General features: G+C 68.7%; 21 protein-coding genes and 1 tRNA gene. 16 read left to right on the forward strand and 6 right to left on the reverse strand.

Annotation, left to right across the window (positions count from 1 at the left end):
• Positions 1 to 20: 20 nt before the first annotated feature.
• The gene (locus OM960_RS19265) at positions 21 to 626 is read right to left on the reverse strand and encodes an MlaC/ttg2D family ABC transporter substrate-binding protein (RefSeq protein WP_264773111.1); all 606 of its coding nucleotides are present in this window, start codon (positions 624 to 626) and stop codon (positions 21 to 23) included.
• Complete coding sequence (locus tag OM960_RS19270; protein WP_263339847.1) at positions 616 to 1,371, reverse strand: MlaA family lipoprotein; 756 nt, start codon at positions 1,369 to 1,371, stop codon at positions 616 to 618. Before OM960_RS19270 ends, OM960_RS19265 begins: the two co-directional genes overlap by 11 nt.
• A gap of 204 nt (positions 1,372 to 1,575) precedes the next feature.
• Here OM960_RS19270 and OM960_RS19275 point away from each other — a divergent pair, with 204 nt between their 5' ends.
• The 5 genes from OM960_RS19275 to OM960_RS19295 all read left to right on the forward strand — a co-directional run bounded on the left by OM960_RS19275 (position 1,576) and on the right by OM960_RS19295 (position 5,128).
• Positions 1,576 to 2,040: a RidA family protein gene (locus OM960_RS19275; protein ID WP_263339844.1), complete on the forward strand. Its 465-nt coding sequence runs from the start codon at positions 1,576 to 1,578 to the stop codon at positions 2,038 to 2,040.
• Positions 2,037 to 2,819 (forward strand): glycerophosphodiester phosphodiesterase family protein, encoded by a 783-nt coding sequence (locus OM960_RS19280; protein ID WP_264773112.1) that lies wholly within the window; start codon positions 2,037 to 2,039, stop codon positions 2,817 to 2,819. The genes OM960_RS19275 and OM960_RS19280 overlap by 4 nt, the downstream gene beginning before the upstream one ends.
• A 49-nt stretch (positions 2,820 to 2,868) precedes the next feature.
• Positions 2,869 to 4,047: a GNAT family N-acetyltransferase gene (locus OM960_RS19285; protein WP_264773113.1), complete on the forward strand. Its 1,179-nt coding sequence runs from the start codon at positions 2,869 to 2,871 to the stop codon at positions 4,045 to 4,047.
• A 99-nt stretch (positions 4,048 to 4,146) separates the two neighbouring features.
• Positions 4,147 to 4,761, forward strand: coding sequence for a glutathione S-transferase family protein (locus OM960_RS19290; protein WP_264773114.1), 615 nt, complete (start codon positions 4,147 to 4,149; stop codon positions 4,759 to 4,761).
• A gap of 4 nt (positions 4,762 to 4,765) precedes the next feature.
• The gene (locus OM960_RS19295; RefSeq protein WP_317852850.1) at positions 4,766 to 5,128 is read left to right on the forward strand and encodes a 4a-hydroxytetrahydrobiopterin dehydratase; all 363 of its coding nucleotides are present in this window, start codon (positions 4,766 to 4,768) and stop codon (positions 5,126 to 5,128) included.
• Between the two features lie 3 nt (positions 5,129 to 5,131).
• Here the strand turns inward: OM960_RS19295 and OM960_RS19300 are convergent, their stop codons facing one another.
• Both OM960_RS19300 and OM960_RS19305 read right to left on the reverse strand, forming a co-directional pair.
• Positions 5,132 to 5,614, reverse strand: a complete 483-nt coding sequence (locus OM960_RS19300; RefSeq protein ID WP_264773115.1) for a peroxiredoxin — start codon at positions 5,612 to 5,614, stop codon at positions 5,132 to 5,134.
• Between the two features lie 2 nt (positions 5,615 to 5,616).
• Positions 5,617 to 6,102 carry a peroxiredoxin gene (locus OM960_RS19305; protein WP_264773116.1) on the reverse strand — a complete coding sequence of 162 codons (486 nt, stop codon included), beginning with the start codon at positions 6,100 to 6,102 and terminating at the stop codon, positions 5,617 to 5,619.
• A gap of 79 nt (positions 6,103 to 6,181) precedes the next feature.
• Here OM960_RS19305 and OM960_RS19310 point away from each other — a divergent pair, with 79 nt between their 5' ends.
• From OM960_RS19310 to OM960_RS25575, 5 genes are all read left to right on the forward strand, one after another.
• Positions 6,182 to 7,384: an NAD(P)/FAD-dependent oxidoreductase gene (locus tag OM960_RS19310; RefSeq protein WP_264773117.1), complete on the forward strand. Its 1,203-nt coding sequence runs from the start codon at positions 6,182 to 6,184 to the stop codon at positions 7,382 to 7,384.
• Positions 7,385 to 7,948, forward strand: coding sequence for a 16S rRNA (guanine(966)-N(2))-methyltransferase RsmD (gene rsmD, locus OM960_RS19315; protein WP_264773118.1), 564 nt, complete (start codon positions 7,385 to 7,387; stop codon positions 7,946 to 7,948). It begins immediately after the preceding gene.
• Between the two features lie 121 nt (positions 7,949 to 8,069).
• Positions 8,070 to 9,059, forward strand: a complete 990-nt coding sequence (locus OM960_RS19320) for a LysR family transcriptional regulator (RefSeq protein WP_264773119.1) — start codon at positions 8,070 to 8,072, stop codon at positions 9,057 to 9,059.
• A 127-nt stretch (positions 9,060 to 9,186) separates the two neighbouring features.
• Complete coding sequence (locus OM960_RS19325) at positions 9,187 to 11,607, forward strand: GcvT family protein (protein WP_264773120.1); 2,421 nt, start codon at positions 9,187 to 9,189, stop codon at positions 11,605 to 11,607.
• Complete coding sequence (locus OM960_RS25575) at positions 11,600 to 12,550, forward strand: GlxA family transcriptional regulator (RefSeq protein WP_264773121.1); 951 nt, start codon at positions 11,600 to 11,602, stop codon at positions 12,548 to 12,550. Before OM960_RS19325 ends, OM960_RS25575 begins: the two co-directional genes overlap by 8 nt.
• Positions 12,551 to 12,557: 7 nt before the next feature.
• Here OM960_RS25575 and OM960_RS19335 read toward each other — a convergent pair whose 3' ends face one another.
• Positions 12,558 to 13,916 carry an MmgE/PrpD family protein gene (locus tag OM960_RS19335; protein WP_264773122.1) on the reverse strand — a complete coding sequence of 453 codons (1,359 nt, stop codon included), beginning with the start codon at positions 13,914 to 13,916 and terminating at the stop codon, positions 12,558 to 12,560.
• A gap of 208 nt (positions 13,917 to 14,124) precedes the next feature.
• A tRNA-Thr gene (locus OM960_RS19340) sits at positions 14,125 to 14,199 on the reverse strand.
• A gap of 90 nt (positions 14,200 to 14,289) precedes the next feature.
• On the opposite strand from OM960_RS19340, the gene OM960_RS19345 reads away from it, so the two are divergent.
• From OM960_RS19345 to rpoD, 6 genes are all read left to right on the forward strand, one after another.
• Entirely contained in the window at positions 14,290 to 14,442 is a 153-nt protein-coding gene (locus OM960_RS19345; protein ID WP_263339813.1) for a hypothetical protein, read from the forward strand.
• A 3-nt stretch (positions 14,443 to 14,445) separates the two neighbouring features.
• Positions 14,446 to 15,714, forward strand: coding sequence for a UDP-N-acetylglucosamine 1-carboxyvinyltransferase (gene murA, locus OM960_RS19350; RefSeq protein WP_263339811.1), 1,269 nt, complete (start codon positions 14,446 to 14,448; stop codon positions 15,712 to 15,714).
• On the forward strand, positions 15,714 to 16,193 hold the full coding sequence (locus OM960_RS19355) for a DUF2948 family protein (protein ID WP_263339808.1): 480 nt from the start codon (positions 15,714 to 15,716) through the stop codon (positions 16,191 to 16,193). Before murA ends, OM960_RS19355 begins: the two co-directional genes overlap by 1 nt.
• 2 nt (positions 16,194 to 16,195) lie before the next feature.
• Positions 16,196 to 16,669, forward strand: coding sequence for a GNAT family N-acetyltransferase (locus OM960_RS19360; RefSeq protein ID WP_264773123.1), 474 nt, complete (start codon positions 16,196 to 16,198; stop codon positions 16,667 to 16,669).
• Positions 16,670 to 16,732: 63 nt separating this feature from the next.
• A complete protein-coding gene (gene dnaG, locus OM960_RS19365; protein WP_264773124.1) occupies positions 16,733 to 18,700 on the forward strand; it encodes a DNA primase in 1,968 nt (655 codons plus the stop codon).
• A 108-nt stretch (positions 18,701 to 18,808) separates the two neighbouring features.
• On the forward strand, positions 18,809 to 20,791 hold the full coding sequence (gene rpoD, locus OM960_RS19370) for an RNA polymerase sigma factor RpoD (protein WP_263339802.1): 1,983 nt from the start codon (positions 18,809 to 18,811) through the stop codon (positions 20,789 to 20,791).
• Positions 20,792 to 20,836 lie beyond the last annotated feature (45 nt).

Raw genomic sequence — 20,836 nt, forward strand, 5'->3', positions numbered from 1 at the left:
TCCCGGCTGGCGCCCAGGCTTCAGCCCGCCCGCGTCAGGTCGGCGGTCAGGGCGCCGATATCGCCCTTGCGGCGGTCGAGCATCGCGCCGATCTCGGTGCGCTCGGCCGCGAGCATGTTCACGCCCTCGATGATGATGTTGAAGAAAAGATCGCGGCCGGACTTGTCGAAGACGTGCCAGTCGACGCGGAACGGCGCCTGGCCGCGCAGATGCGCGACCGAGCGCACCTCGTAGAAGCTCTTCAGCGGTCGCGCGTCGGAGACCTCGATCCTGCCACCGATGAACTCGCGGAAGCGGCGCCCGTACTTGCGCGCCATATAGCCCTGGAACGCCTTGATATAGGCCGCCATCTGCGCCTTGCTGGCGCGCCGCCCGGCCGGGCCGAGCGCGCTCTGGGCGATATAGCGGACATCGGCGTAACGCACGAAGATCGCCTCGAAAGAGCGCAGCATCGCGCTTTCGGACTTGCCGGAGTTGATCACGCCGTTGACCTCGTCCACGACCCGGTCGACCAGGGCCCGTGCCTCGCCGACGGTGAGCGCCCCGGCCACGCCCGGAAGGTGCGCCAGCGCGAGGCCTGCGGGAAGGGTTGCGAGCAGGTGACGGCGGGAGATGTTACTGGCCATAGGGATCCTCGTAGGGGTCGAAGACGTCGGTTTCGATGCCAAGCTCGAAGCGGCGGTTCTGCAGGTAGATGAGCCGCATCTGCGCGTAGCTGTCCGCGCTTTCATATAGGATCGAGTCGATCGTCTCGCCATAGAGCTGGCGGTCGGCTGCCCGTCCGCCCAGCCGCGCCGCGACGATGTAATAGGCTTCGGGCGCGCCGACGAGGATGCTGACCGGGTCGACGAAGAGATCGGCGACCCAGCCGATCGCGTCGCGCTCCGTCGTGGGGCCGGCGAAGGGCACGACCAGGTAAGCGCCTTCCGGCGCGCCCCAGACATGCAGCGTCTCGCCGAAATCGGTACTCTCGGCATGGATGCCCATCGCGGTCGCCGGGTCCAGCAGGCCGCCGACGCCGATCGTCGTATTGATCGCGAAGCGCAGCGTGTTCTGCAATGCCGGTCCCGGGCGCACCTGCAGCACGCTGTTCACCGCCGAGCCGGGCATGTCGAGGTTGCTCGCGAAGTTGCTGAGCGAGGTCGCGACCGGCTCCGGCAGGAACGGCTTCCTGTCTGGCTTGCCGCCGCCGAAGAGCGCCCGGTCCATTGCCAGGTTCTCCTCGTGAACGGCCCGGTTCTGCGCCTCGTGGGGATCGTTGAACTCTACGCCGGGGGGCGGCGCGGCGCAGCCCGCGAGAAGCCAGGTTAAAGCGAGGACCGGTCCGAGCGACCGGCCGCGGATCGCGGAATCAATAGAAGTGTCCGACATCTGCCCCTTACGCCCTCGCTATAGCGACGTTGCGTGACCCTGCCCCGATTCAAGGCTTAGAAGCCATAACCGCCGGAGGCAAGCCGCAAGCGGAGCAGATCGGCTCGGGCCGGTGTTTTGCCGTGACCGACCGCCGCGTCCGGGCTTTCGTTCGGCGCGCGCCGGGGGTAACTTCCGCCGAAACTGGAATCGGGAGATTGCGACATGGCCGGAAAGATCGACGCACGCTTGGCAGACCTTGGCATCACCCTGCCGGACGCCCCCGCGCCGGCGGCGAATTACGTGCCCTATGTGCGGACGGGCGACCTCGTCTTCGTTTCTGGCCAGATCAGCCAGGGCCCGGACGGCCTGATCAAGGGCAGGCTCGGCGCCGACATGGCGGTCGCGGACGGGGCCGAGGCCGCGCGGCGCTGCGGGCTCAGCCTTCTGGCGCAGGCCCGCGCCGCGCTCGGCGGCGATCTCGACCGGATCGTGCGGGTGGTCAAGCTTACCGGCTTCGTGAACTCGACGCCGGACTTCACCGACCAGCCGAAGGTGATCAACGGCTGCTCCGACCTCATGGTCGAGGTGCTCGGCGATGCCGGCCGCCATGCCCGCGCCGCGGTCTCGGCGCCGGCGTTGCCGCTCGGCGTCGCGGTCGAGATCGAGGCCGTGTTCCAGGTCGCATGATGGCGCCGCGGCCGGTTTCGCTGCCCGCCGCCTTCCTGACCGCCCCCATCGCCCATCGCGGGCTCCACGACCGCAGCGCGGGCCGGCCGGAGAATTCTCTGGCCGCGTTCCGCGCGGCGGTCGCGGCGGGGGTCGGGATCGAGTGCGACATCCAGCCTTCGGCCGACGGCGTGCCGATGGTGTTCCACGATTACGACCTGCGGCGCCTGACCGGGGTGCCGGGCCGGGTCGGCAGCCGTACGGCGGCGGAGCTGGGCACGCTGAAGCTCCTTGGCGGTGCGGACTGCGTGCCGACGCTCGCCGAGATGCTCGCGCTCGTCGCGGGCCGGGTGCCGCTGCTCATCGAGATCAAGGACCAGGACGGCGCGATGGGGCCCGATGTCGGCCCGCTGGAACGGGCGGTGGACGCGGCGCTCCGCGACTATGCCGGGCCGGTGGCGCTGATGTCCTTCAATCCCCATTCCGTGGCCGCGCTCGCCGCGGCCGCGCCCGACCGTCCGCGCGGGCTCGTCACCTCGGCCTACACGGCGGCCGACTGGCCGCTCCTGCCCGCCGCGGTGCGGGACCGACTGCGCGAGATCCCCGATTACGACCGGGTCGGCGCGAGCTTCATCTCGCACGAGGCCGCCGATCTCGGCCGCGACCGTGTGGCCGAGCTGAAGCGGGCGGGCGCGGTGGTGCTGTGCTGGACCGTGCGTTCGCCCGAGGCCGAGGCCAAGGCGCGCCAGGTCGCCGCGAACGTCACCTTCGAGGGCTATGCCGCGCCGGTTCCGGCTTGACGCGGGCGGGGGCGCCTCCCCAAGTCAGGGGGGAGGAACCCGCCCGCCCATGGACCAGACCGCCATCGAGATCACCGTCCTCTCCGGCCTCGGCGACATCGCCGCCGCAGACTGGGACGCCTGCGCCTGCCCCGAGGCGGCGGTGGGCCGGCCGCGAGACCCCTTCACCACGCACCGGTTCCTCGCCGCGCTCGAACGCTCGGGCTCGGTCGGCGCCGGGACCGGCTGGCAGCCGCACCACCTTGTCGCCCGCGTCGACGGAGAGGTCATCGCCGCGATGCCGCTCTATGCCAAGAGCCACAGCCAGGGCGAGTACATCTTCGACCACGGCTGGGCCGATGCGCTGGAGCGGGCGGGGGGACGGTACTACCCGAAACTGCAATCGGCGGTCCCCTTCACGCCCGTGACCGGCCGCCGCTACCTCACCCGCCCCGGTTGGGAGGTGGCGGGCCGCGCCGCACTGACCCAGGCGATGGTACAGATCGCCGCCGACAATGCGCTTTCGTCGGCCCATGTCACCTTCTGTACCGCCGAGGAGGCCGAGGCGGGCCGCGCGATGGGACTCTTGCACCGCGTCACCCAGCAGTTCCACTGGGAGAACCGCGGCTATGCCGGGTTCGAGGCCTTCCTCGGCCAACTCTCCTCGCGCAAGCGCAAGGCGATCCGGCGCGAACGGGCCGGTGCCGCAGCCTTCGGCGGCACGATCCGCCGGCTTTCCGGCGCCGCGATCCGGCCCGAGCACTGGGAGGCGTTCTGGGCTTTCTACCAGGACACCGGCAGCCGCAAATGGGGCCGGCCCTACCTCACGCGGGAATTTTTCGACGAGATCCACGAGACGATGTGCGACGACGTTCTGCTCATCCTCGCTGAACGCGACGGCCGCCCGGTCGCCGGGGCGCTGAACTTCCTCGGTTCCGACACGCTCTACGGCCGCTACTGGGGCGCGCTCGAGGACCACCCGTTCCTGCATTTCGAATGCTGCTACTACCAGGCGATTGACCATGCGATCGCTCACGGCCTGTCCCGCGTCGAGGCCGGCGCGCAGGGCGAGCACAAGCTCGCCCGCGGCTACCTGCCGGTCGAGACGCACTCGCTGCACTGGATCGCCGAGCCATCATTTCGCGCTGCCATCGCCCGCTACCTCGAAGCCGACCGACATGCCGTCGGCAGCGAGATCGCGGTGCTGACCGATTATGGCCCCTTCCGCAAGACGGAAAGTGGCGACTGATCCTGCCTTCATCTTGCTGCAAATATCCCCGCCGGAGGCATTGAAGTTTTTCTCCTCCGGCGGGAGTATTCGCGGCGAGATGCAAGGGAGTGCCACGTCATGGCCGCCGACCTCATCCTCTATTCGAACCCGATGTCGCGCGGTCGGATCGCGCGCTGGATGCTGGAGGAGGCGGGCCAGCCCTACGAGGTGCGCTACCTCGACTACGGCGAGGCGATGAAGGCGCCGGACTATCTCGCGATCAACCCGATGGGCAAGGTGCCGGCGCTGGTCCACAAGGGCCGCATCGTCACCGAATATGCCGCGATCTGCGCCTATCTCGCCGACGCCTTCCCCGAGGCCGGGCTCGCGCCGGAGGACCGCTCGGCCTATTACCGCTGGCTGTTTTTCGGGGCCGGGCCGTTCGAGGCGGCGGTGATCGCCAAGATCTGCGGCTGGATCGTTCCGGACGAGCAACGCGGGCGGGTCGGCTTCGGCCCGCTCGACATCGCGCTCGACGCGCTCGAACGCGCGGTGAGCGCGCATCCTTACCTGGCGGGCGACAGATTCTCCGCCGCCGATGTCGCGACCGGGTCGCAGATCGGCTTCGGGATGCATTTCGGCACGATCGAGAAGCGCCCAGCGCTCGAAGCCTACTGGGCGCGGATCAGCGAGCGCCCGGCGCTGATGCGCGCAAGCGCGGCCGATGACGCGGCGCGAAGCGAAAAGGAGTGACGCAATGGCGGACCTTTTGACCGAAGCCGAACGCAAGGCCGAGCTGCCCGCGCTGGGCGACGCCGGATGGGGGGCGGTCGAGGGCCGCGACGCGATCCGCAAGATCTGGAAGTTCAGGAACTTCTCCGAAGCCTGGGGCTTCATGTCCCGCGCGGCGCTCCAGGCCGAGAAACTGAACCACCACCCGGAATGGTCGAACGTCTACAACGTGGTCGACGTGACGCTGACCACGCATGATTGCGGCGGTCTGTCGGCGCTCGACCTCACGCTCGCGAAGCGGATGGACAAGATCGCCGGCGCCGCCGAGGTGCAGCGCGACCATTCCGAGCCCGTCACCTGCCTTTGCGAGATCCACGCCCGCAAGTAGGGCTCAGAGCTTCTCCAGCAGCGCCTCGCCGGTCGAAAGGCTGCACTGGCCGATTGGGTCAAGCTCGAAGGCGGTCACAACCCCGTCCTCCACCACCATCGCGTAGCGGCGCGAGCGGCCGAACATGCCGGCGGCGGGATTGTCGTAGGTGAGCCCCAGCGCGCGGGCGAAGGCGCCGTCGGCATCGGCCAGAAGCGTGATACCCGCCGCCGTCGCGCCCGTGGTCTCGCCCCAGTAGCGCATCACATGGGCGTCGTTGACCGAAACGCAGATGATCTCCTCGACGCCTCTCGCGCGAAGCGCGGGGGCGCTGCGGATGAAGCCCGGCAGATGCGCCGAATCGCAGGTCGGCGTAAACGCCCCCGGCACCGCGAAGAGCACCACCTTGCGGCCCGCGAGCCGCGGCGACAGGCGGACCGTCTCCGGTCCGCCCGCGCCGATCCTGAGAAGCTCCGCCTCCGGCAGGCGCCCGCCCGCGGCGATCACGCTCAGATCTCCGCCAGCAGGTGTTCGCCGGTCGAGATGTCGCAGACCCCCGGCTTGTCGACCCTCGCGGCGGTGATCACCCCGTCGTCGAGCACCAGCGCATAGCGGTTCGAGCGCCCGATCAGGCCGAGATGCGGCGCGGTGAACTCCATGCCGAGCGTCTTGGTGAAGCTGCCGTCGGCATCGCCCAGAAAGCTGATCCCGGCCGCCGTGGCACCGGTCGATTCGCCCCAGGCCTTGAGCACGAAGGGATCGTTGACGGCGATGCAGATGATCTCGTCCACGCCCTTCGCCCGGAAGGCGTCGGCGGTCTTGACGAAGCTCGGGATGTGAATGCCGGTGCAGGGGCCGGTATAAGCGCCGGGCAGTCCAAAAACCACGACTTTTCGGCCCTTCAGCCGCTCGGAAAGCTTAACTTCCCGCGGCCCCTCGGTGCCCATTTCCACGAATGTCGCCTCCGGCAGCCGGTCGCCCTTGGAAAGTGCCATTCTCTCATCCTCTCGCGTTGCGTTTTCCCGAACCCACGATATAGGCTCCCCGCGACCGGCGACCAGAGGGAGAATGGGCATGGGCGGGATCGTTATCATCGGCGCGGGCCAGGCCGGTGCCTCTCTTGCAGCGAAGCTGCGCGCCCTTGGCTATGACGGGAAGGTCACGATGATCGGCGAGGAGCCGGCGCCGCCCTACCAGCGCCCGCCGCTGTCGAAGGGCTACCTGCTCGGCGACATGGAACTGGAGCGGCTCTATCTCCGCGCGCCGGCCTTCTGGGAGGAGCAGGGCATCACGCTGAAGCTCGGCGCGCCGGTGACCGCGATCGACCGCACCGCGAAGACCGTGCGGGTGAACGGCGAGACGATCTCCTACGACCAACTCGCGCTGACCACCGGCTCGCGCCCAAGGCGGCTGCCGGCGGCGGTGGGTGGCGATCTGAAGGGCGTCTACACCGTCCGCACGCTCGCCGATGTCGACGCGATGGCCCCGGAATTCGAGGCCGGGCGCAAGCTTCTCATCGTGGGCGGCGGCTATATCGGGCTCGAGGCGGCGGCGGTCGGTGCCAAGCTCGGGCTGGAGGTGACGCTGATCGAGATGGCGCCGCGCATCCTCCAGCGGGTGGCCGCGCCCGAGACCTCGGACTATTTCCGCAAGGCCCATGCCGATCACGGCGTGTCGATCCTCGAGAACACCGGCCTCGACCGGCTGACGGGCGAGGGGCGGGTGTCCGGCGCCGTCTTGTCGGATGGCCGCGAGATCGCCGTCGACTTCGTCATCGTCGGCGTCGGCATCACGCCGCTCACGATCCTCGCCGAGGAGGCGGGGCTGGAGATCGAGAACGGCATCCGCACCGATGCGTTCGGCCGCACCTCCGATCCGGCGATCTGGGCGGCGGGCGATTGCGCCTCGTTCCCGCACGAGGGCGGGCGGATCCGGCTCGAAAGCGTCGGCAACGCCATCGACCAAGCCGAGATCGTCGCCGAGAACATGCTCGGCGCGGAGAAGCCCTATGCGGCCAAGCCGTGGTTCTGGTCCGACCAGTACGACGTGAAGCTTCAGATCGCCGGGCTCAACACCGGTTACGACCGGATCGTGACCCGGGGCGAGGGCGCCTCGGTCAGCTTCTGGTACTACAGGGGCGACAAGCTCCTCGCAATCGATGCGATGAACGACGCCCGCGCCTACATGATCGGAAAGCGCCTGATCGAGGCGGGGAAGTCGCCCGATCCGGCGGTGATCGCGGACCCCGCTTCCGATCTCAAGGCGCTCCTGAAGTAGATGCGGATCATCGGCGGAGCGCGGCGCGGGCTGAAGCTCGCCGAGGTCGGCGCGGGCGATGCGGCGGCGCATCTCCGGCCGACGTCGGACCGGGTCCGCGAGGCGATCTTCAACCTCCTGATCAACGGCCCCTACGGCAATCCGGTCGAGGGCGCGCGGGTGCTCGACCTCTTCGCCGGGACCGGCGCGCTCGGGCTCGAGGCGCTCTCGCGCGGCGCGGCGCGGGTGGCTTTCGTCGATGACGGCACAGCGGCGCGGGCGCTTTTGCGGCAGAACATCGAGAAGATGCAGGCGATGGGCGTCACCGATGTCTGGCGCCGCGACGCGACCCGGATGGGGCCGAACCGGGGGGCGGGCTACGACCTCGTCTTCCTCGATCCGCCCTATGGCAAGGGCATGGGCGAAGCGGCGCTCGCCTCCTGCATCGAGGGTGGCTGGCTCGCGCCCGGCGCGATCGTCGTCTGGGAGGAGAGCGCCGCACCGGTCCCGCCCGAGGGGGTCGAGGTCCTTGACCAGCGCCGCTACGGTGACACCCTGATCACGATCCTCCGCGCCCCGGCCTGACGCCGGGGAGAAGCGTCGCAAACAGGCGGCCAATTCCGAAAAATTTCCGCTATGGCGCAAAACACGGCCGGTGGCTGCCGTTCTAGCGAACGGATTCGGAAAACCTGAAAGGGCGCGCGCGATGGCCGATTCAATCAGCAAGGTGATCACGCTGCGCGGCCTGGAGGTTTTCGACGAACTCGCGCGCACGGGATCGCTGCAGGAGACCGCCCGCAAGCTCGGCCTCAGCCCGCCGGCGGCCTCGCAGCAACTGAGAAACCTCGAAGCCGCGCTGGGCGTCGATCTCGTCGATCACGGCCGCCGCCCGTTGGAGCCGACACGGGCGGGGCGCGCCTACCTCTCGCATGCCCGTGCCGCACTCGCGCATCTGCGGCAGGGCGCGGCGGAGCTGTCGCTGATGGATCTCAGGCGGCTCCGCAGCCTCAGGCTCGGCATCATCGACGATTTCGACGGCGAGGTGACGCCGAAGCTCGCGGTCGCGCTCGCGGCGATGCTGACACCTTGCGATCTTTCGCTGCGGACCGCCCTGAGCCACACGATCCTCGCCGATGTCGCCGAGCGGCGGATCGACCTCGGGGTGGCGGCGCGCGCCCATGACCTGCCCGAGGGCGTGGTGGAGACGCCGCTCCTGCGCGATCCCTTCGTTCTCGCGGTTCCGCACGGCCGCCTTCCAGGGCCGCCCGACTCGATCGCGGCGCTCGGGTCGCTGCCGTTCCTGCGCTACGAGAAGAGCCAGATCATCGGCCGGCAGATCGCGACCCATCTCGCGCGGTTGAAGCTGGCGCCGCAGGGGCGGATCGAGCTTGACAGCAACCAGGCGCTGTTCGGGCTCGTCGCGAATGGCGCGGGCTGGGCGATCACCACGCCGCTCGGCTATCTGCGGGCGCGGCGCTTCCACGGCCAGGTCGATCTCTATCCGCTGCCTTTCGCGGGCTTCTCGCGGGTGATCTCGCTCTTTCACCAATCGGACTGGACCGACGAGGTCTCCGGCGTTATCGGCGGCACGCTGCGCGGCATCCTGCGCCGGCAGGTGGTGGAGCCGGGCGTGTCGGCGCTGCCCTGGCTCGAAGGCGGGCTCGCGCTCCTGCCGACCGAACCGGCGCCGGACTGATCGGGCAGGGCGGGAGTTTCGGTTTCCCCGACCCGCCGAAACCGTTTTTCGAAATCGGGCCGCGCCGGATTGACCGGAGGCCGGGGTTCCGCGCTCATGCTCCAAAGACTGCAATCGGAGGCGCGCCATGAAGACCCAGACCCGTGTCGTCGTGATCGGCGGCGGCATCGCCGGATGCTCGACGCTTTATCATCTGACGCAGGAGGGCTGGACCGATGTCGTCCTCGTCGAGCGCAACGAGCTGACCTCGGGCACGACCTGGCATTCGGCCGCACAGGTGACGAACTTCGGCATGACCCAGACGATGGTCGGGCTGAAAAGCCACTCGATCCGGCTCTACAAGGAACTGGCCGAGGATCCGGAGTACCCCATCAACTACCACCATGCCGACGGCGGCATCCGGCTGGCCAATACCGAGCGGGTGATGGAGGGCTATCGCCATTTCGCGAGCATGGCCAAGGGCATGGACGTCGATTTTGAAGTGATCGACGCCGCCGAATGCGCCCGCCGCCATCCGCTGATCTCGACCGACAACCTCATCGGCGGGCTCTGGGACCCCTTGGACGGCGACATCGACCCCGCCCAGCTTTGCCAGGCGCTCGCGCGCCGTGCGCGCAAGGCCGGTGCCGAGGTCTACCGCAACACCCCCGTCATCGGGCTCACGCAGCATCAGGACGACAGTTGGACCGTGCACACCACTCACGGGGACATCAGCTGCGAGATCGTCGTGAATGCCTGCGGCTACCGCGTCAACGAGGTCGGCGCGATGATGGGGGTGCACCACCCGGTCGCCTCGATGGAGCACCAGTATTTCCTGACCGAGGAGATCCCGGCGATCCGCGAGGCGGGCCACCGGATGCCGCTCCTGCGCTGCCCGATCAGCGACTACTACTGCCGGCAGGAGAAGTTCGGGCTCCTGGTCGGGTTCTACGAACAGGGCTGCAAGACCTGGGGCATGGACGGGATCGACCCGAATTTCGTCAACGCGCTCTGCCCCGATGACCTCGATCGCGTGACCGACGTGCTGGAAGGCGCCTTCGCGCGGATGCCCGCGCTGACCGAGGTCGGCATCCACACCGTCGTCAACGGCCCGATCACCTACACGATCGATGGCGCGCCGCTGGTCGGCCCGATCCCCGGCAAGCGCAACGCCTTCTGCATCATCGGGCTCCGCGCCGGGCTTGGCGAGGGCGGCGGTCACGGCTGGCTCCTGGCGCAGCAGATCGTCCACGGCGAGGCCTGCTACGACACCTGGGTCATCGACCCGCGCCGCTTCACCGGGCACGCCAACGTGGAGCTGACCGCGCTGAAGGCGGTGGAGGACTACCAGAACGAGTTCCGCTTCCACTTCCCGCACGAACATCGCCCCGCCGGGCGGCCGATGAAGACCACGCCGCTGACCCCGATCCTCGCCGCCGAGGGCGCCGAGTTCGGCACGGTGAACGGCTGGGAACGGGTGGCCTACATCAAGCCCGCGCCCGATTTCCACGAGACCCATTCGTTCCGCTTCACCGAGGCCTTCGACGTGGTCGCGGCCGAGGTCAAGGCCGTGCAGGAAGGCGTCGGCCTCACCGAGGTCAACGGCTTCAACCGGATCGAGATCACCGGGCCGGGCGCGCGTGACTGGCTCGACCGGATGGTCTGCGGGCGGATTCCGCGTAAAGAGGGCAAGGTCGGGCTCGGCTATCTCCTCAACCACCACGGCATGGTCAAGGCCGAGGCGACGCTCGCCAATCTCGACGAGGGTACGATCTGGTACGGCTCGGCGGCGGCGTCTGAATATCACGACATGGACTGGCTCACGGCGCATCTGCCGAAGGACGGCAGCGTCAAGCTCCGCTCGCTCACCAATGACTGGACGATCCTCGTCCTCGCCGGGCCGAAGGCGCGCGAGGTGCTGCAGGCCGCCTCGCGCGGCGACTGGACTGCGGCGGCCTTCCCCTGGCTCTCGGTCCGCCGCGCCTTCGTCGGCATCGCGCCGGCCGTCGTGATGTCGGTGAGCTTCTCGGGCGAGCTTGCCTACGAGATCCACGTCCCCAATGCCTCGCTCTATGCCGCGTATCTCGCGCTGCGGCGCGCGGGCGAGGCGCACGGTCTGAGGCTCTTCGGCTCCTACGCGGTGGAATCGATGCGGCTCGAGAAGGGCTACCTGCACTGGAAGGCCGACCTCGTGACCGAATTCACCCCGTTCGAGACCGGCCTCGACCGCTTCGTGGCGATGGCGAAGCCCGATTTCACCGGCAAGCCGGCGCTGGAGCGGATGGTCGCGGCCGGTGCGCGGCGGGCCTTCGTGAGCCTCGTGCTCGACTGCACCCACGCGCCCGCGCATGGCGGGGACAGCATCATCCACGAGGGCCGCGTCGTCGGCACCGTCACCTCGGCGGGGTGGGGGCATCGCATCGGCAGGAACATCGCCATGGGCTTCGTCGAGCCTGGCTTCGCCGCGCCCGGAACCCGGCTCTCGGTCGAGGTGATCGGCGCGCCGGTCGCGGCCGAGGTGGTGGAGGGCTGCCTCTACGATCCCGAAAACGTCCGCGTCCGTGCCTGATCCGCTTCGCACGGAAATACTCATCGCGCCGGGGTTCGTTCCGACCGAACTGGCCGCGGCGCTCGACTGCCTGCGCATCGCGAACCGCGTTTCAGGGCGCGAGCATTTCAAGTGGGCGATCGTCTCCGCCAATGGGAAAAGCAGCGTCACGTCGCTTGGAGGCATGGAGGTGACGGCGGTCCCGGTCGCGAAAGCGGCGACCTCGCCCGACCTTCTGATCATTCCGGGCGGAAGCGGAATTTCCGATTGCCTGCGGGACGTTCTGCCGCGACTGCACCGGGTGAACCATCGCGGCGGCTGCGCGCTCGCGATGTCGGATGCCGCGCGGGCCCTGCTGGTCGCCGGAATGACCGAGCGCGCGGCCGTTCATTGGGAAACACGCGCCGTTCTGGAAGAAGAAGGCCTTGCCCCGAACTGCGTGCCGGTCATTTTCCTCCGAGAGGGCAAGCTTGTCACCAGCGCGGGCATGGCGTCCGCCTATGACGCGCTGATCACCCTGATCGCGGAGTTCTGTTCGCCACAGGTCGCCGGAACCGTGGCGCGGATTTTGCTGCTCGAACGCTTTCGGATCGGAAGCGCCGAACAGCCGCAAGGTGTCAGCAACATGCCCAACCTGCCGGACGGGCCGCTGCGGGCCGCGCTGGCGCTCATGGAGATGAACACCGAAGAGCCGATCTCGACCCATACGATCGCGCGCAGCATCATGGTCTCGACCCGGCAGATGGAGCGCCTGTTCGCCCGGTACCTCGGAACATCGCCCAACAAGTACTATCGCCAGATCCGGCTTCACAAGGCGCGCATCCTGATCGAAGGGAGCAAGCTCTCGCTAAGTCAGGTCGCCCTGGCCTGCGGCTTCGAGTCCCATTCGCATTTCTCGCGCGTCTTCAAGAACCGCTATGGCGTCACCCCCTACGACGTGCGTTCGCGACTTCTGCACCAGTAACGACCCGCTATGCCTCCGTCCGGGTCAGGACCAGATCGGACAGCGCGGCGAAGCCGTCCGCGCCCAGCGTGTCGAACCTGCTCGCCAGCCGTTCCATCTCCGCGGCGCGCTCGGCGCCGAGGACCGGATCGGCGAAGCCGTGGAACTTGGCGCGGATCTCGTCGTCGCCGAGCGGCTGGTCGGTGTCGCCGCGCGGCGTGCGCGGCGGCGCCTCGAAGCGGCGGCCGTCGGTGGTGATCAGCGTGACCGCCGCCCAGCGCTGGGCGACGCTCCGGGCGGTCAGTTCGGGATCGTCGATGAGCGTGGTGGCGCGGCTGATCCGCAGGATCTCGGGGTCGCGCAGCGTCTCCTCGGTCAGCTCCCCGACGCCGATCCGGCCACGCACGATCATCGCCGCGACCGGGAAGGCGATCGCGTAGCTGAACTCGTCGAGCGATTTCGGTTCGTGCCCGGCAAGGCGGGTCGCATAGTGGAAGGTGCGGATCTCCACGCCCGCGATCCGGTCGTGGGTGAGGCCGTTTTCGCGCATCAGGTCGCGCGCTGCGTCGATCGAGGGATGCGCCCAGCGGCAGCAGGGATAGGCCTTGTAATGGGTGTGATCGAGCGTCAGCCAGCTTTCCCCGAGCCCTTGCCAGAAGGGCTCGGCCGCCGCGCCCTCGCAGGTCAGGGCCGGGGCGCCGGTGAAGCCCTCGCGCGCGAGATAGGCGGCGGTGACGCCCGAGGGCGCGCCCCAGCCGACGCCGTCGCGGACCATGGTCGGGAAGTCGATGCAGCGCATCATCTGGCTGCGCGGCCCGTGGTATTCGCCGATCCCGGCGGCGTGGCGGATCTGCTCGCGGTCGCAGCCGAGCATCCGCGCCGCGGCCGCGGCGACGCCGACCGCGGTCCAGGCACCCGAGGTGTGGTAATCGGGGCAGGTCGCGTGCTGGACCTGCCCGGCGCGGTAGCTGATCTCGTAGGCGAGCGCGAGCCAGAGCGCGAAGTCGCGCCCGGTGATCGCGCGTCCCCGGGCGCGCTCGGCATCGGCGACGGCGAGGAGGGCGGGGAAGATCGCCGATCCGGCATGGCCCTTGTTGGGCGTGGTGCCGTCATGGGCGTCGATGCTGTCGACCATGAACGCCCCGGCCATCGCCGCCCCGGCCGGGCTCACCCGGCGCCCGTCCATCAGCATCCGCGCCGCGCCAGCCTCGCCCGGCCCGAAGAGCGCAAGCGCACCCTTGCGGGCGATCCGCGACAGCCCCGTCGTGGAGCCGATCGCCGCCACGCCCATCGTGTCGAGAAAGCTGCGCCTGAGAAGCGCGAGCAGCGCCTCGGGCAGATCGCCATAGCCGAGCGTGACAGCGAATCCGGCCATATCCCTGGTCATAACGAACTCCCGAAATCGGGCCCGCACGGCGGTGCCCCGTCGCGCGTATCAAGCATCGTGGCACGGCCGGGCGCAATCGCGTTCTCCGGTCGGACAATAGAACGAGGACTGGGGATGCAGATCGCCAAGGGGGCGGGACGGTCGCGGCCTGCACGGGCCTTGCCCGCACGGGAGGTCGCCGTAAAGTGCTGTTACTTCGGATGTTTGATGGTGCTGCGAGAGAGGATTGAACTCTCGACCTCTCCCTTACCAAGGGAGTGCTCTACCACTGAGCTACCGCAGCCCGTTTGCGTGGGGCGGGTGTTAGACGCAATTTTCGCCCCGCGCAAGGGCAATCTGGACGCTTTCTGCAGTCCGCTGTAGAGAGGGCGCCATGGACAGGAAATCCCCGAAATCCCCGCCCCCGAAAGGCGAGGAGACGCGCGAGGCGCGGCTCAAGGCGGCGCTCAAGGCCAATCTCGCCCGCCGCAAGGCGCAGGCGCGCGCCCGCGCCGCCAAGCCCGACGGGAATGAAAAGGAAAGCTGAGGCATGGATTCGATCATCGTCACCGGCGGCACCGAGCTCAGGGGCCAGATCCCGATCGCCGGCGCCAAGAACGCCTGCCTCGCGCTGATGCCGGCCACGCTCCTGAGCGACGAGCCGCTGACGCTCACCAACGCGCCGAGGCTCTCGGACATCAAGACGATGACGACGCTTCTCGAATCGCTCGGCGCCGAGGTCCGCTCGATGCAGGAGGGCCGGGTGCTGGCGATGTCGAGCCATGACCTCGACAACCTCACCGCTGACTATGACATCGTCCGCAAGATGCGCGCCTCGAACCTCGTGCTCGGGCCGCTTCTGGCGCGTGCCGGGCGGGCGGTCGTGTCCTTGCCTGGCGGCTGCGCCATCGGGGCGCGGCCGATGGATATCCACATCGCCGGGCTCGAGGCGCTCGGTGCCGAGATCGAGCTGAGGGACGGCTATCTGCACGCGGTGGCGCCGCGCGGCCTGAAGGGTGCGGTGATCGAGCAGCGGTTCGCCTCGGTCGGCGCGACCGAGAACGTGGTGATGGCGGCAACGCTCGCCAAGGGCACGACGGTCCTCAGGAATGCCGCGCGCGAGCCCGAGATCGTCGATCTGGTGAAGTGCTTGCACTCGATGGGCGCCCATATCGAGGGCGAGGGCACCGACACGATCACCATCGAGGGCGTCGACCGGCTTCATGGCGCCACCCATCCGGTCGTCGCCGACCGGATCGAGCTTGGCACCTACATGATCGCGCCCGCGATCGCCGGCGGAGAGGTCGAGCTGATCGGCGGCCGCATGGACCTCTTGCCCGCCTTCTGCGAGAAGCTCCACGGCGCCGGGATCGAGGTCAGCGAGACCAAGCTGGGCCTCAAGGTCGCGCGGTCGAACGGCCGGGCGCGCGCGGTCGACGTGAAGACCGAGGTCTTCCCCGGCTTCCCGACCGATCTTCAGGCGCAGATGATGGCGCTTCTGGCCACTGCGAAGGGCACCAGCGTGCTCGAGGAGACGATCTTCGAGAACCGTTTCATGCATGCCCCGGAACTGATGCGCATGGGCGCCGAGATCGAGGTTCACGGCGGCCATGCGACCGTGCACGGGGTCGAGCGGCTGAAGGGCGCGCCGGTGATGGCGACGGATCTGCGCGCCTCGGTCTCGCTGATCCTCGCCGGGCTCGGCGCCGAGGGCGAGACCGTGGTCAGCCGGGTCTATCACCTCGACCGCGGCTACGAACGGGTCGAGGAGAAGCTCTCGGCCTGCGGCGCGCGGATCGAACGGGTGAAGGGCGAGTGATGGGCGAAGACGCACGGTTCGAGGACGCGGCCGAGCGCCCGCTCCATCTCAAGGCCGAAGCCGCCGAAGACGTGCCGGTGATTTCGGCGCTGGTGCAGGATGCGGTTTTCGCAATCACCGACATGAGCTGGCAGCCGAAGGCGCGCCGTCTTGCGCTGCTCGTCAACCGCTTCCGCTGGGAGGACCGCAGCGCCGCCGAGGCGCGCGGCCGGCCCTACGAGCGGGTGCGGGCGCTTCTGGTGATCGGCGGCGTGACCGGGGTCGCCTCGCAGGGCATCGACCGCACCGACAAGTCGACCGTTCTGTCGCTTCTCTCCATCGCCTGGCATCCCGGCGCGGACGGCGCGGGACGAGTCGAACTCACGCTCGCGGGCGACGGCGCGATCGCGGCCGAGGTCGAATGTCTCGACCTCACGCTGAAGGACGTGACCCGCCCCTATGTCGCGCCCTCGCACAAGGCGCCTGTTCACCCGGAATGACGGTGCGGCGGATCACCCCGGAGGAGGCCGCACTCTGGCGCCGGATCCGGCTTCTCGCGCTCGCCACAGCGCCCGAGGCGTTTTCGACCCGGCATGCCGAGTGGGAAAGCCGGCCGCTCGCCGATTTCGCCGCGCAGATCGCGGCCAACCCGGTCTTCCTTGCCTTCGACAACGCGGAGCCGGTCGGCTCGGCCAGCTGGTCCCGCGACACCGAACTTCAGACCCGCGGCTGGCTCACCTCGGTCTTCGTGGCACCCTCCGCGCGCGGGCGCGGCCATGCGCCGGCGCTGATCGTCGCCACGCTGGCGGATGCGGCGGCGGCCGGGATCCGCGAGATGCGGCTCGAGGTCGGCGCGGCGAACCGGGTGGCACAGGAGGTCTACGCGAAGGTCGGATTCGCGCCGGTTCCGGCCAGCGAAGCGCAGGGCCCGTCCTGCGGCCGCTGCGAGATCATGCTCGCGCGCGCGCTGCCGTGACCTCCCGGTGCGGATGGCCAAGTCTCTTGCCCCGGCGACCCGCAATGCCGATATAGTCGGCCCATGAGTCTCCCTCCCGGCTTCCTCGATGAACTGCGCACCCGCACGTCGCTCTCGCGCGTGGTCGGGCGCAAGGTCACCTGGGACATGCGCAAGTCGAACCAGGCCAAGGGCGATCTCTGGGCGCCATGCCCTTTCCACCAAGAAAAATCCGCCTCGTTCCATGTCGACGACCAGAAGGGCTATTACTACTGCTTCGGCTGCCACGCGAAGGGCGACGCGGTCTCCTTCCTGCGCGAGACCGAGAACATGGGCTTCATGGAAGCGATTGACGCGCTGGCCCGCGATGCCGGGATGCAGATGCCGGCGCGGGATCCGAAGGCCGCCGAACGCGCCGACCGCCGCACCGAACTCGCGCAGGTGATGGAGGAGGCGGTCCGCCACTACCGGCTGCAACTGAAGACCGCCGCCGGCGCCGAAGCGCGCGACTACCTCACCCGCCGCAAGCTTTCGGAGGCGGCGCAGGACCGCTTCGAGATCGGCTTCGCGCCCGAGGGCTGGCAGGGGCTCTGGGATGCGCTCAGGGCCCGCGGCATCGCCGAGGACCTGATCCTCGGCGCCGGCCTCGCCCGGCCGAGCACCAAGGGCAAGGCGCCCTACGACACGTTCCGCAACCGGATCATGTTCCCGATCCGCGACGCGCGCGGCCGCTGCATCGCCTTCGGCGGCCGGGCGATGGACCCGAACGACAACGCCAAGTACCTGAACTCGCCCGAGACCGAACTCTTCGACAAGGGCCGCAGCCTCTACAACCACGGCCCCGCGCGCGAGGCCGCGGGGAAGGGCCAGCCCTTGATCGTGGCCGAGGGCTACATGGACGTGATCGCGCTGGTCGGCGCCGGGTTCGAGGCCGCGGTGGCCCCGCTCGGCACCGCGATCACCGAGGACCAGCTCCGGCTCCTCTGGCGGCTCTCGCCCGAGCCCCTGATCATGCTCGACGGCGACGCCGCCGGGATCCGTGCCGCCACCCGTCTCGTCGATCTGGCGCTTCCTCTGCTTGAAGCGGGGCAGGGGCTCAGGTTCGTGATCCTGCCCGAGGGGATGGACCCCGACGACCTCATCAAGCTCCGCGGCCGCGAGGCGATGGCGGGCCTCGTCGCCGAGGCGCAGCCGATGGTGAACCTCCTCTGGCGGCGCGAGACCGAAGGCCGCGTCTTCGACAGCCCCGAACGCAAGGCCACCCTCGACAAGTCCCTGCGCGCCGCGATCAAGCGTATCGCCGATCCCTCGATCCGCGCCCATTACGGCGAAGAGATCAAGCGTCTGCGCTGGGAGCTTTTCGGCACCGCGCGCCGAGGGGACCGCGCCGGATCCGGCTTCCGCCCCGGCGGCGGTCCGGGCGGCAAGTGGCGGCCCGCCACGGCCGAGCCGTTGCCCGCGACCCGCGCCTCGCTGCTCGCCGCCGCGCCCGGCGACGAGGTCGAGGATTACCTCCGCGAGGCGATGATCCTTGCCATCGCCATCACTCACCCCGCCTGCGTCGCCCGCTTCGAGAGCCAGCTCGAGACCGTCGAAATGCGCGACCCCGGCCACGAGCGCCTCCTGAACGCGCTCATCGCCGCCGCCCACGAGGGCGCGGCGGCTGCGGACAGCGCGATTATTCGCAGAAAAATCGAGGACACAGCCGGGCCCGACCTTGAAAAGCTCATGGGCCTCGCCCACGTCCAGAGCGCCCCTCCCGTGCGCAACGCCGCCAATGCCGAACTGGCCACCATGTGCCTCGCCGAGGAGCTTGCCAAACTCGAGGCGCGCCGCGGCGCGGTAGCCGAGATCGAGGATGCGATGGAGGACCTGACCGGCCTTGTCGATGAGGGCCTGACCTGGCGTTTGAGCCAGGCTGCCGAGGCGCGGCACCGCGCCGACCGCTCCAAGCTCGACGATACCAGCGACATGGGCGAGGACCGCGCCGCCCTGTCGGCCCAGCTCCAGCGCCTGATCGACGGCGCCGCCTGGGAGAAGAAGAAACGCTGAGCCCGACGCGTTGGGCGCGGCCGCGCCCCCTGTGATTCGCGCTCACGATTCGCTACAACCCGGGAACCGATTCGTCCACCGAGTCGCCCGACCTCTGAAGGAGCCCCTATGGCCGCCAAGGACACCGACGAGCAGAAGCCCGACACCGACGAAAGCGAACACTCGCTCGACATGAGCCAGGCCGCGGTCAAGAAGATGATCGCCGACGCGCGCGAGCGCGGCTACATCACCTATGACCAGCTCAACCAGGTGCTTCCGCCCGAACAGGTCTCCTCCGAGCAGATCGAGGACGTGATGTCGATGCTCTCCGAGATGGGCATCAACGTCATCGAGGACGATGAGGCCGAGGAGGGCGAGGGCGGCAGCAGCGGCGCCGTGGTGGAAGCCTCGACCTCGCGCGAGGTGGCGATCGCCACCTCCTCGGGCGAGACGCTCGACCGCACCGACGACCCGGTACGGATGTACCTGCGCGAGATGGGCACGGTGGAGCTGCTCTCCCGCGAGGGCGAGATCGCAATCGCCAAGCGCATCGAGGCGGGCCGCAACACGATGATCGCGGGGCTCTGCGAAAGCCCGCTGACCTTCCAGGCCATCACCATCTGGCGCGACGAGCTTCTGAGCGAGGACATTCTCCTGCGCGACGTGATCGACCTCGAGACCACGTTCGGCCGTTCGCTCGACGACGATGACGAGGAGATGGAGGCGCCGGTTGTCGACGGGGGCGACGCCCAGCCGCAGCGCAAGGCCGAAGCGGAGCCCGAGCTCGATGCCGACGGCAACCCGATCAGCCGTGACGACGACGACGAAGACGACGCTTCCAACATGTCGCTCGCGGCGATGGAGGCGGCGCTGAAGCCGCGCGTGCTCGAGATCCTCGAGAACATCGCCCACGACTACGTCACGCTGTCCGAGATGCAGGACCTGCGCATGTCGGCGACCCTGAACGAGGACGACAGCTTCTCGATCGCCGACGAGACCGCCTATCAGAAACTGCGCTCGGAAATCGTGGTGCTGGTGAACGAGCTTCACCTGCACAACAACCGCATCGAGGCGCTGATCGACCAGCTCTACGGCATAAACCGCAAGATCATGTCGATCGATTCGAACATGGTGAAGCTTGCCGATGCCGCCCGCATCAACCGGCGCGAGTTCATCGACGAGTACCGCGGCTACGAGCTCGATCCGACCTGGCTCGACCGCATGGCCGAGAAGTCGGGCCGCGGCTGGCAGACGCTGATTGAGAAGTCGAGCGACAAGGTCGAGGGGCTTCGCAACGAGATGGCGACGGTCGGCCAGTATGTCGGCGTCGACATCTCCGAGTTCCGCCGCATCGTGAACCAGGTCCAGAAGGGCGAGAAGGAAGCCCGCCAGGCCAAGAAGGAAATGGTCGAAGCGAACCTGCGCCTCGTCATCTCCATCGCCAAGAAGTACACGAACCGCGGGCTGCAATTCCTTGATCTCATTCAGGAAGGCAACATCGGCTTGATGAAGGCCGTGGACAAGTTCGAGTACCGCCGCGGCTACAAGTTTTCCACATATGCGACATGGTGGATCCGTCAGGCCATCACCCGCTCGATCGCCGACCAGGCCCGCACGATCCGCATCCCGGTCCACATGATCGAGACAATCAACAAGCTGGTGCGGACCGGCCGCCAGATGCTGCACGAGATCGGCCGCGAGCCGACGCCCGAGGAACTGGCCGAGAAGCTGCAGATGCCGCTCGAGAAGGTCCGCAAGGTGATGAAGATCGCCAAGGAGCCGATCTCGCTCGAGACGCCGATCGGCGACGAGGAGGACAGCCAGCTCGGCGATTTCATCGAGGACAAGAACGCGATCCTGCCGCTCGACTCCGCCATTCAGGAGAACTTGAAGGAGACGACGACACGGGTGCTTGCGTCGCTGACGCCGCGCGAGGAGCGGGTGCTCCGGATGCGCTTCGGCATCGGCATGAACACCGACCACACGCTCGAGGAGGTGGGTCAGCAGTTCTCGGTCACCCGCGAACGGATCCGCCAGATCGAGGCGAAGGCGCTCAGGAAACTGAAACATCCAAGCCGCAGCCGGAAGCTCAGGAGCTTCCTCGATCAGTGAGGGTAGGCGGGATCGAACGGCGCTGCGCGGAAATGAAGAACGCCG

The sequence above is a fragment of the Defluviimonas salinarum genome (genome assembly GCF_026013545.1).
In the GTDB taxonomy this organism is placed as follows: Bacteria; Pseudomonadota; Alphaproteobacteria; order Rhodobacterales; family Rhodobacteraceae; genus Albidovulum; species Albidovulum salinarum.

What these genes read in the sequence shown, in the direction of transcription:
- OM960_RS19320 (WP_264773119.1), top strand. Translation starts at nt 8,070, where the DNA reads ATGGCCGATTCAATCAGCAAGGTGATCACGCTGCGCGGCCTGGAGGTT.
- OM960_RS19270 (WP_263339847.1), bottom strand. Translation starts at nt 1,371, where the DNA reads ATGTCGGACACTTCTATTGATTCCGCGATCCGCGGCCGGTCGCTCGGA.
- OM960_RS19275 (WP_263339844.1), top strand. Translation starts at nt 1,576, where the DNA reads ATGGCCGGAAAGATCGACGCACGCTTGGCAGACCTTGGCATCACCCTG.
- rsmD (WP_264773118.1), top strand. Translation starts at nt 7,385, where the DNA reads ATGCGGATCATCGGCGGAGCGCGGCGCGGGCTGAAGCTCGCCGAGGTC.
- OM960_RS19335 (WP_264773122.1), bottom strand. Translation starts at nt 13,916, where the DNA reads ATGACCAGGGATATGGCCGGATTCGCTGTCACGCTCGGCTATGGCGAT.
- murA (WP_263339811.1), top strand. Translation starts at nt 14,446, where the DNA reads ATGGATTCGATCATCGTCACCGGCGGCACCGAGCTCAGGGGCCAGATC.
- OM960_RS19345 (WP_263339813.1), top strand. Translation starts at nt 14,290, where the DNA reads ATGGACAGGAAATCCCCGAAATCCCCGCCCCCGAAAGGCGAGGAGACG.
- OM960_RS19290 (WP_264773114.1), top strand. Translation starts at nt 4,147, where the DNA reads ATGGCCGCCGACCTCATCCTCTATTCGAACCCGATGTCGCGCGGTCGG.
- OM960_RS19295 (WP_317852850.1), top strand. Translation starts at nt 4,766, where the DNA reads ATGGCGGACCTTTTGACCGAAGCCGAACGCAAGGCCGAGCTGCCCGCG.
- OM960_RS19305 (WP_264773116.1), bottom strand. Translation starts at nt 6,102, where the DNA reads ATGGCACTTTCCAAGGGCGACCGGCTGCCGGAGGCGACATTCGTGGAA.
- OM960_RS19285 (WP_264773113.1), top strand. Translation starts at nt 2,869, where the DNA reads ATGGACCAGACCGCCATCGAGATCACCGTCCTCTCCGGCCTCGGCGAC.
- dnaG (WP_264773124.1), top strand. Translation starts at nt 16,733, where the DNA reads ATGAGTCTCCCTCCCGGCTTCCTCGATGAACTGCGCACCCGCACGTCG.
- OM960_RS19310 (WP_264773117.1), top strand. Translation starts at nt 6,182, where the DNA reads ATGGGCGGGATCGTTATCATCGGCGCGGGCCAGGCCGGTGCCTCTCTT.
- OM960_RS19280 (WP_264773112.1), top strand. Translation starts at nt 2,037, where the DNA reads ATGATGGCGCCGCGGCCGGTTTCGCTGCCCGCCGCCTTCCTGACCGCC.
- OM960_RS19355 (WP_263339808.1), top strand. Translation starts at nt 15,714, where the DNA reads ATGGGCGAAGACGCACGGTTCGAGGACGCGGCCGAGCGCCCGCTCCAT.
- OM960_RS19325 (WP_264773120.1), top strand. Translation starts at nt 9,187, where the DNA reads ATGAAGACCCAGACCCGTGTCGTCGTGATCGGCGGCGGCATCGCCGGA.
- rpoD (WP_263339802.1), top strand. Translation starts at nt 18,809, where the DNA reads ATGGCCGCCAAGGACACCGACGAGCAGAAGCCCGACACCGACGAAAGC.
- OM960_RS19265 (WP_264773111.1), bottom strand. Translation starts at nt 626, where the DNA reads ATGGCCAGTAACATCTCCCGCCGTCACCTGCTCGCAACCCTTCCCGCA.